The sequence below is a fragment of the Nocardia sp. NPDC049526 genome (assembly GCF_044465765.1).
In the GTDB taxonomy this organism is placed as follows: domain Bacteria; phylum Actinomycetota; class Actinomycetes; order Mycobacteriales; family Mycobacteriaceae; genus Nocardia.
In genome coordinates this window covers 39823-48414 of the sequence record NZ_JBITMA010000004.1, presented here as the reverse complement: position 1 = coordinate 48414, position 8592 = coordinate 39823, and the positions used below count along the sequence as shown (strand labels likewise).

General features: G+C 65.6%; 10 protein-coding genes. 8 read left to right on the top strand and 2 right to left on the bottom strand.

Features of this window, described 5'->3' with window-relative positions; genetic code table 11:
• Positions 1-135: 135 nt before the first annotated feature.
• From ACIBW7_RS13820 to truB, 5 genes are all read left to right on the top strand, one after another.
• Complete coding sequence (locus ACIBW7_RS13820; protein ID WP_397046601.1) at positions 136-1140, top strand: permease; 1005 nt, start codon at positions 136-138, stop codon at positions 1138-1140.
• Positions 1137-2042: a TIGR03943 family putative permease subunit gene (locus ACIBW7_RS13815; protein ID WP_397046600.1), complete on the top strand. Its 906-nt coding sequence runs from the start codon at positions 1137-1139 to the stop codon at positions 2040-2042. Before ACIBW7_RS13820 ends, ACIBW7_RS13815 begins: the two co-directional genes overlap by 4 nt.
• A gap of 79 nt (positions 2043-2121) precedes the next feature.
• A complete protein-coding gene (locus ACIBW7_RS13810; protein WP_397047059.1) occupies positions 2122-3078 on the top strand; it encodes a metallophosphoesterase family protein in 957 nt (318 codons plus the stop codon).
• A 165-nt stretch (positions 3079-3243) separates the two neighbouring features.
• Positions 3244-3915 (top strand): 4'-phosphopantetheinyl transferase Npt, encoded by a 672-nt coding sequence (gene npt / locus ACIBW7_RS13805; protein WP_397046599.1) that lies wholly within the window; start codon positions 3244-3246, stop codon positions 3913-3915.
• Positions 3915-4820 carry a tRNA pseudouridine(55) synthase TruB gene (truB, locus tag ACIBW7_RS13800; RefSeq protein WP_397046598.1) on the top strand — a complete coding sequence of 302 codons (906 nt, stop codon included), beginning with the start codon at positions 3915-3917 and terminating at the stop codon, positions 4818-4820. Before npt ends, truB begins: the two co-directional genes overlap by 1 nt.
• Here the strand turns inward: truB and ACIBW7_RS13795 are convergent.
• Entirely contained in the window at positions 4792-5394 is a 603-nt protein-coding gene (locus tag ACIBW7_RS13795) for a TetR/AcrR family transcriptional regulator (protein WP_397046597.1), read from the bottom strand. The two genes, truB and ACIBW7_RS13795, sit on opposite strands and share 29 nt — an antisense overlap.
• Positions 5395-5479: 85 nt before the next feature.
• On the opposite strand from ACIBW7_RS13795, the gene ACIBW7_RS13790 reads away from it, so the two are divergent.
• Together ACIBW7_RS13790 and ACIBW7_RS13785 are read left to right on the top strand one after the other, a co-directional pair.
• Positions 5480-5893: a DUF4345 domain-containing protein gene (locus tag ACIBW7_RS13790; protein WP_397046596.1), complete on the top strand. Its 414-nt coding sequence runs from the start codon at positions 5480-5482 to the stop codon at positions 5891-5893.
• A gap of 131 nt (positions 5894-6024) precedes the next feature.
• The gene (locus ACIBW7_RS13785; protein ID WP_397046595.1) at positions 6025-6447 is read left to right on the top strand and encodes an EF-hand domain-containing protein; all 423 of its coding nucleotides are present in this window, start codon (positions 6025-6027) and stop codon (positions 6445-6447) included.
• A 158-nt stretch (positions 6448-6605) separates the two neighbouring features.
• On the opposite strand, the gene ACIBW7_RS13780 is transcribed toward ACIBW7_RS13785, so the two are convergent.
• On the bottom strand, positions 6606-7382 hold the full coding sequence (locus ACIBW7_RS13780; RefSeq protein WP_040692983.1) for a metal-dependent transcriptional regulator: 777 nt from the start codon (positions 7380-7382) through the stop codon (positions 6606-6608).
• Between the two features lie 149 nt (positions 7383-7531).
• Here ACIBW7_RS13780 and ACIBW7_RS13775 point away from each other — a divergent pair, with 149 nt between their 5' ends.
• On the top strand, positions 7532-8500 hold the full coding sequence (locus ACIBW7_RS13775) for a bifunctional riboflavin kinase/FAD synthetase (protein ID WP_397046594.1): 969 nt from the start codon (positions 7532-7534) through the stop codon (positions 8498-8500).
• Positions 8501-8592: the final 92 nt, after the last annotated feature.

The window sequence follows — 8592 nt, the reverse complement described above, 5'->3', positions numbered from 1 at the left end:
CCGCCGGTTCGGGTGGTCGGGATCGGTCGGACGGGTCGTCGCGCGCCGAATCGCTCGCGGCGATGTGCGGGCGGCGCAACGCGGGGTGATCGGCGACAAGCGGGATTCGGCGACAGCGCAAGGCAGGATGGGTACGTGCTCGCACAGAACGGTGTGAATTCGGTACGGACGCGGGTGTCCTCGACATATGTGCTCGCCGCACTGATCGCCCTCGGACTGGTTCTGCGGGCGCCGCTGGTGCGTGCGGTGGGTGCGTCAGCGCGATTGCAGACCGCGGTGACGATCTTCGCGGGTGTCTTCGTGCAGGCGGTGCCGTTTCTGGCGCTGGGGGTGTTGGTGAGCGGTGGTATCGCGGCCTTCGTCTCACCTGCGCTGCTGCGAAAGGTATTGCCGCACAACGAATCTGTCGCAATCGGCGTCGCCGGGTTGGCCGGGATGGCGCTGCCCGGCTGTGAGTGCGGTGTCGTGCCGGTGGCGCGACGACTGACCGACCAGGGGGCGCCCGGATCGGTGGCCTTGGCCTTCATGCTGTCGGCCCCCGCGATCAACCCGGTGGTGTTGATCGCCACGGCGGTGGCTTTTCCCGGCGAGCCGGGAATGGTGGCCGCGCGGTTCACCGGTTCACTGGCCACCGCGGTGGTGATGGGGCTGATCTGGTCGCGAATCGGACGCCCGGCCTGGCTGCTGCCGCGTGGCACCGGTCGCGACCACTGTGTGACGGGGCGAACCCGGTGGGAGGTCTTCACCGAGGCCGCGCGCCACGATCTCTTGCAGGCCAGCGCATTTCTGGTACTCGGCGCCGCGGCCGCCGCCGCGCTGCACGTACTGGTTCCGCCCACCTGGTACGAACGGTTGGCCGGACAGATGGTGGTCGCGATCCTGATCATGGCGGTGCTGGCGATCGTGCTCGCGCTGTGCTCGGAGGCCGATGCATTCGTTGCCGCGAGCATGTCGACGCTGCCCCTGCTGCCACGGCTGGTATTCCTGGTCGTCGGCCCCGCCGTGGACGTGAAGCTCTTCGCCATGCAGGCAGGCAGCTTCGGCCGCCGATTCGCGATGCGCTTCGCCCCCATGACCTTCGCCGTTGCCGTGGCCTGCGGCACGATCGCCGGATACGTCTTCCTGGGAGGTGCCCGATGAAACGAGGAACACAGAACCTCCTGTTGCTACTCATCGGCAGCGCAGTGCTGTGGATAACCCTCGACGGCAGCTACCTACGCTACGTAAAACCGAGCCTCTACCCATTCCTACTGATCAGCAGCGTCGGCTTCATCCTGCTGGCCATGGTGGCAATCATCCGAGATATCCGCCGTGGCACCGTATCCGACGAACAAGCCGGCATGCACGGCCACAGTGATGTACGCGGCCATATCAACATGCCCCGACCCAGCGACATGCTCGACAATGCGCTGGGTGATGCCAACGTGCACGGCAGCAGTGACGTGGTAGACCGTGACCAGTTCGGGCATGGCGCCGCGCAGCACGATCATGAGCACGGATCGGGTCGCGCGCAGTGGTTATTGCTCGCACCGGTCGCCGCGCTCTTGCTCGTCGCCCCACCCGCGCTGGGCGCGGGGGCGGCGGTAACCAGTTCGCCCGTTCAGGTCGTCCCGCGCGACATCGCTGCGGAGCAGCCGAAGCTCTGGGCTTTTCCGCCGCTGTCGGCTGAGCCGTCACCGCGGTTGCCGATTGTGGATCTGGTGGATCGGGCGCTTCAGGATTCCAGTCACTCGCTGGACAGTCGTGAGGTCACTATCAGTGGGTTCATTATTCGGCCCAAGGATCTCGCGCAGCAGCATCCGGATACGCCCGATGCGGATCTCGCGCGAGTAGTCATCACCTGCTGTGTCGCTGATGCGCGGTATGTACTGGTGCACCTGTCGGGGATGCCGGAGGTGATCGACGACGATGCCTGGCTCGAGGTCAGGGGTGTTGTCGAAACCGGCAGTGCTCAGCGGGATCCGGATCACACGCCCACCCTCGTCGTCACCGGCTACCAGCGGATCGAGGCTCCGGACCGGCCCTACGAACGCGGTCGCTAGCGGGCGGACTCGAACCAGGATCGCCATGATCATCGAGCCGAACTGCGGTAACTCCCGCGGATATGCCAATGTAGGTGTGGTGATACCCAAGTTGATGGCGGTGAGCGACATTCACGTCGGGCACCAGGGGAATCGTCCGGTCGTCGAGCAGATTCGGGCGGATTCGCCCGAGGACTGGCTCATCGTGGCCGGGGACGTCGGGGAGAAGTCCGACGATATCCGGTGGGCGCTGGAGCTACTGCGCGGCCGCTTCGCCAAGGTGATCTGGGTGCCGGGCAACCACGAATTGTGGACCACGGCGAAGGATCCGGTGCAGATGCACGGTGTCGCGCGCTACGACTACCTGGTGTCGATCTGCCGGGACCTCGATGTCGTCACACCGGAGGATCCGTTCCCGGTGTGGACCGGCGCGGGGTCCGAACAGCACGGCGGTCAGGTGACGCTGGTTCCGATGTTCCTGCTGTACGACTACTCGTTCCTGCCGAAGGGCACCAAGACGAAGGCCGAGGGCCTCGCCCTGGCCCGGGAACGCAATGTTGTGGCCACCGACGAATTCCTGCTGTCGCCGGATCCGTATCTGACCCGTGATGCCTGGTGTCACGCCCGAGTGCAGGTCACCAAGCGGAAACTGGACGCGCTGGCACCCGAGACGCCGATCGTGATGATCAACCACTTCCCGTTGGTCCGCCAGCCCACCGAGGTGCTGTGGTATCCGGAATTCGCCCTCTGGTGCGGCACCGATCTGACCGCCGACTGGCACACCAGCTACAACGTGGTCTGCTCGGTCTACGGCCACCTGCACATCCCGCGCACCTCCTACTACGACGGCGTGCGCTTCGAAGAGGTGTCGCTCGGCTACCCGCGCGAATGGCAGCGTCGCGGACTGCCCGACCAGTTGTTGCGCCAAATCCTCCCGACCCCCGACTACCCGCCGGGTTCGCTGAACAAATGGGGCGGCCATTTCAAGGTCACCCCCGAGATGGAGGCCGCGGCCGCCGAGATGCGCGAAAAGGCCGAGCGCCGTCGCGGCGTATGAGTCCGACGGCGGCGCGGCCAGAGGACTTGGTTCTCAGCGCTCCGATCCCGCGAATGTGGACCGAGAACGAGTGCTCGGTCCACTCCTCCGCAGAGGTTGAGCGCGGGTGATGCGCCGTGCCTCCCCAGGCGTTTGTCGGTGGCGGCTCGACTAGGCTCATCAGTGATGATCGAGAAAATTCTTCCTGCCGGTGTGGCCTCGGCCGAGTTGTTGGCCTATCCGGAAGACCTGCAGCCGCATCCGGCCGAGGCGCACCTCATCGAGAAGTCGGTGGAGAAGCGCCGCCGGGACTTCATCGGTGCTCGGCACTGCGCCCGGCTGGCGCTGGTGGAACTGGGTGAGGCTCCGGTCGCGATCGGCAAGGGCGAGCGGGGTGCGCCGGTGTGGCCGCGCGGCATCGTCGGCAGCCTGACGCACTGTGACGGCTACCGGGCGGCGGCCTTGGGCCACAAGCTGCGGTTCCGCTCGATCGGCATCGACGCCGAACCGCACGGCACACTCCCCGAGGGCGTGCTGGATTCGGTGAGCCTGCCCCCCGAGCGGGACTGGTTGGCGCGGGTCGACGGTTCCGGTCTGCACCTGGACCGCTTGCTGTTCTGTGCGAAGGAAGCCACCTACAAGGCGTGGTGGCCATTGACCGCGCGCTGGCTCGGCTTCGAAGACGCCCACATCACTTTCACCATCGATGAGAGTTCCGACGGCGCGGGTGCGGGTACGTTCCAGAGCCAGATCCTGGTGCCGGGACAGGTCACCGACGGTGGCGCGCCGCTGGTTTCCTTCGACGGCCGCTGGATGATCGGCGACGGACTCATCCTGACCGCGATTGTGCACGACTGATGGCCGACACACGGATCGACGCACTCGGCGGTCTGCTGATCGTCGACAAGGACGGCGGCTGGACCAGCCACGACGTCGTCGCGAAATGTCGAAAACTATTGCACACCAAGAAGATCGGCCACGCCGGGACGCTCGATCCGATGGCCACCGGCGTACTGGTCCTCGGCGTCGAACGCGCCACCAAACTGCTCGGCCTGCTCACGCTGACCACCAAGGCCTACACCGCGACCATTCGACTCGGCCAGGCCACCACCACCGACGATGCCGAGGGTGAAGTGCTCTCGACCGCCTCGGCGACCCATCTCACCGATGTCGAAATCGCCACGCAAACTGCGAAATTGACCGGCGATATCGAGCAGGTGCCTGCCACGGTCAGCGCCATCAAGGTGAACGGCGAACGCGCCTATGCCCGGCACCGGGCTGGTGCCGAGGTCCAGCTCGCCGCTCGCCCGGTCACCGTCTCGCGCTTCGATATCCTCGCCCGCCACGATATTTCGGAGTTCGTCGATCTGGATGTGGTCGTCGAATGTTCGTCGGGTACCTACATTCGTGCCCTCGCGCGCGATCTGGGCGCCGCACTCGGCGTCGGCGGCCATCTGACCGCCTTGCGCCGGACCAGGGTCGGCCCGTTCACCCTCGAACACGCCAGAACCCTCGACGAACTGGCCGAATCCGAGAATGCGCTGTTGAGTCTGGGTATCGACGACGCCATCCGAACCGCGTTCCCGCACCGCGATATCGATGACAAGCAGGCCGACGATCTGCGCAACGGTCGCTGGCTCGAGCCGGTCGGCATCTCCAGTGTCTACGCCGCCATCGACCCGTCCGGACGTGCGATCGCGCTATTGCAGGAGAGTGGTAAGCGCGCGGCCTCGGTCATGGTCGTGCGTCCGTCGAATCTTTAACCGCGCCGAGCGGTTCCAGCGCGCCGAGCAGCGCGCCGACGCAGATTTCGCGGAGTTCGGTGCGGGTGCAGGTGCGGTTTTCCAGCCAGTCGACCGATAGCACCCGGACGAAGGTCAGCCAGCCCATCAGCACCGATGAGGTGAGCTCGCGGAGATGGCCTTCGACGCCCATGACGTCGAGCAGACGCACCCGGAGTTCGCCGAGTTCGCCCGAGATGATCGCCTGGATGGTCGGATCGCCCGCGAGCAGGCGATTGGCGGCCACCACTGTATTCGCATTGGCCTCGAAATAGTCGAAGTGCTCGTCGAGTCCGGCCGCGAGCTGTTCGGGCAGCGGGGTTTGGGTATCGAGTTTCGTGGCTACCAGCAGGCGATCGGCGGCCAGTTGGTAGACGCCCGCGAAAAGGTCGCGTTTGGTCGGGAAGTGCCGGTAGAGCAGGGCGCGCGAAACACCGGCCGCCGCCGCGACATCCTCCATCAGCACCGCGTCGTAGGCGCGTTCGGCGAACAGTTTCGCGCCCGCGTCCAGCAGCAGGCGGCGGCGTTCGTCGGGGGCGAGGCGGCGGCGGGTCACCCCTGCAAGCTTAGTTGACGTATGTCTACTAAGCGTCGTAGGGTCGGTTTAGTAGACATACGTCTACTAGTGAAGGGAGGAATTCATGACCTCGGCACTCAAATGGCTGTCCATGGCGATGGGTGTTGTCATCGTTGGTATCGGCATATTCCACATGGCCGCCGGAATCGACGGCATCCCCGATATGGGCTCCTCCGGCGTCACCGCCGACAGTCAGACTCGCTTCTTCGGCGGCATCTTCGTCGGCTACGGCCTCGCCTGGATCTGGGCAGCCCGCCAAAATCCGATCTCCGCACTCGCGGTGCGCTGGCTCGCCGGAATCTTCCTGCTGAGCGGCATCGCCCGCTTGATCTCGGTCGCCGTCCACGGCTGGCCGCACTGGTTCCAAATCGTCCTCACCGCAATAGAATTCGCGCTCCCCCCGATCTTCTTCTGGCTAACCGCCGCCCACGAAAAGCGCACCGCTTTCACCGCCGGCCGCGTGCCCGCCGTTGGCTGACCGGTGTCACATAGCCACTGACTACCTCGCACAGGGTGTGCCCTGTGCGAGGTAGTCAGTGGCTATGCGTGAACTGGCACGGCGATCCGTACAGTAGGCGCGGTAGACAGTGCGACGAAGGCTGTGGGGCAATGAGTGGACAACCGGTCGATACGTTCGAGCTCTGGGACCGGGACGGCGACGGTCTGGTGTCCGTCGAGGACATAGTCACCGGAATCCGTTCGCTCGGACTGGAAGTCGATGACGAGGCCGTCGAACGGATGGTCGCCGCTGCCGATACCAATGGCGACTTCCTGGTCTCCCGAGCCGAATTCGATGCCGCACTGGTCGGCGGCCGTATCGAGGTCACCGATGCCGATGCGGCCTTCACGGTCTTCGATATCAATGGTGACGGCAAGATCTCGGTCGAAGAACTCGAATCCCTGATTCGCCATGTCGGTGCCGGGCTGATCGACGAGCCCGCCGAGTCGCTGCTCGCGGCGGCGGATACGGACGGGGACGGCTACCTGTCGCCGTCCGAATTCCGTGCGCTGCTGGATTTCCTGTCACGCTGACCGATTCGGCGCGCGAAATTTCTATGGGGCTTGACCTGTGCTAACTCCGAGGCCCGACCATGCGATAGGTGGGTATCGGAGTTTGTTCTTGCCGCGGACGCGGTGGCCGCGGCGGCGTGCGGTGGTGACAACGAATCGTCACCACTGGCACGCGACCGTCAGTCGCTGAGCCAGATGGCTTCGGCCGCAGGGCGGCCGAGATCGATGGTGCGGTCCCCGATGCGAATCGCGATGGTGCCCGCGAAATCTCGGCGTTCCACGACGACGATCGGCGTATCGAGGGCAATGCCGACCGAATCGAAGTAGCGCAGCATATCCGGATCGGCATCGGAAATCCGTGCGACATGGCCGGATTCGTCCGCGCGGAAGTCGCTGAGCTGGCGAGCGGGCGGCGTCGGCACCGCACCGTCGACCGAGGGAATGGGATCGCCGTGCGGATCCCGGTCCGGATAGCCGAGTTTCGCGTCGATACGGGCCATCAGCAGTTCCGAGACGGCGTGCTCGAGCACCTCGGCCTCGTCGTGCACCTCATCCCAGCCGTAGCCCAGTTCGTTGACGAGGAATGTCTCGATCAGCCGATGCCGGCGCACCATGGCGACCGCGGCACGACGCCCGTGTTCGGTGAGGGTGATGGATCCGTACCGTGCGTGTTCGACAAGGCCTTGATCGGCGAGCTTGCGTACCGCCTCGGAGACGGTGGAGGCCGAGACGCCGATCCGTTCGGCGAGCAGTTTCGTCGATACCTTTTCCTGCGACCACTCCTGAGCGGTCCAGATCACTTTCAAATAGTCCTGGGCGACCGAGGTGAGCTCCGGCGCAATCGTCGCGGTGCTGCCGTGGGGGCCTGTGGTCTCGGTCGGCTGCGCTGCGGTGTCGGCCAGCTCGCGTCGGGTTGCGATGTCTCGTTTACCGGGCACATCTTCGAGCTTATGCATTGGGCTCCCGATTCACACATCCAGACACTTGAACAGGCGTCACCCAGCTGAACCCGCAATTCACCCCATGTACACACGGGGCTCGGGCCGGAGTGCGGATCGACACCTCCGAATACTGTTCGCCCCTCGTTTTGCGTAGGCTGCGGACTGTGCAGAGATGGCGGAGCCTCGATGACGTACCCGCGGACTGGGGGCGGTGCGTGCTCACGATCGGCGTATTCGACGGTGTGCATCGTGGCCACGCGCAGCTGATCAGCAGGGCCGTGAAGTCCGCTGCCGCGCGGGGTGTTCCGGCGGTGTTGATGACCTTCGATCCGCACCCGATGGAAGTGGTGCGCCCCGGCTCGCATCCGGCGCAGTTGACCACGCTGACCCGGCGCGCGGAATTGGCCGAGGAACTCGGCGTCGACGTGTTCTGCGTCATGCCCTTCACCCAAGAATTCATGAAGCTGACGCCGGGGCGCTACGTACACGATCTGCTGGTCGAGCGGCTACATGTGACCGAGGTGGTGGTCGGTGACAACTTCACCTTCGGTAAGAAGGCTGCGGGCACCATCGAGACCATGCGTGAGCTGGGTGAGCGCTTCGGCTTCGAGGTCGACGGCGTGAAACTGCTCAGCGAGCACGCGGTCACCTTCTCCTCCACCTACATCCGTGCTTGCGTCGACGCGGGCGATATGGCCGCGGCCGCCGAGGCGCTCGGCCGTCCGCATCGGGTCGAGGGCGTGGTCGTGCACGGCGACGGCCGCGGCCGTGAGCTGGGCTTCCCGACCGCGAACATCGCGCCGCCGATGTACGCCGCGATTCCGGCCGACGGCGTCTACGCGGGCTGGTTCACCGTGCTGGGTCCCGGCCCGACCATCGGCACCGTGACGCCGGGTGAGCGCGCGATGGCCGCGATCTCGATCGGCACCAACCCCACCTTCTCCGGGCGCGCGCGCACCGTCGAGGCCTACGTACTCGACGGTGAGGCGGATCTGTACGGCCAGCACGTCGCGGTGGATTTCGTCGAGCATCTGCGCGGTATGCGCAAATTCGATTCCATCGACCAACTTCTCGAGGCGATGGGGCGCGACGTCGAGAACGCCCGCAAGGTCCTCGCCGCCGCCGACTCCTGACCGGATTCGGTCGGCGCGGCGGTGTCGGGTAAGGTGGATCCTCGGGTTTGCTGCGGTCCGCGGCGGCACCCGGCCGGGTAACCGGAATCCTC